The organism is Rhodopseudomonas sp. BR0G17 (genome assembly GCF_010907025.1).
Taxonomy (GTDB): domain Bacteria; phylum Pseudomonadota; class Alphaproteobacteria; order Rhizobiales; family Xanthobacteraceae; genus Rhodopseudomonas; species Rhodopseudomonas palustris_H.
The window spans coordinates 1-400 of record NZ_QUML01000211.1 but is presented as its reverse complement, the minus strand read 5'-3'; the positions used below and the strand labels follow the sequence as shown (position 1 = coordinate 400).

Below are 400 nucleotides of genomic sequence, written 5' to 3'. Positions count from 1 at the left end.
GCGCAGATCGTGATGTTCGTGCTGCTCGGCCTCCTGGTCTCGCCGCAGCGGCTGATGGGCAGCATCGGGCCGGCGGTGGTGATCGCGCTGGCCTTGATGCTGGTGGCGCGGCCGGTCGCCGTGTTCGTCTGTCTGGCACCGTTCCGCTTCAATTGGCGGGAGCGGCTGTTCATCGCCTGGGTCGGCCTGCGCGGCGCGGTCGCGATCTTTCTGGCGTCGATCCCGATGCTGGTCGGTCTGTCGAAGGCTTACTTGTATTTCGACGTTGCTTTTGTGGTGGTGCTGATTTCGCTGATGCTGCAGGGCTGGACCCTGGCGCCGGCGGCCCGCAAGCTGCATGTCGCGCTGCCGCGGACCGATCGCGGGCCGCGGCGCATCGAGCTGGATCTGCCCGGCCAGC

At 67.8% G+C, this 400-nt stretch carries 1 protein-coding gene; it reads left to right on the top strand.

Annotated elements, in window-relative coordinates:
• The coding region (locus DY467_RS25910) for a cation:proton antiporter domain-containing protein (protein ID WP_205502861.1) at nt 1-400 on the top strand (400 nt) is incomplete at both ends.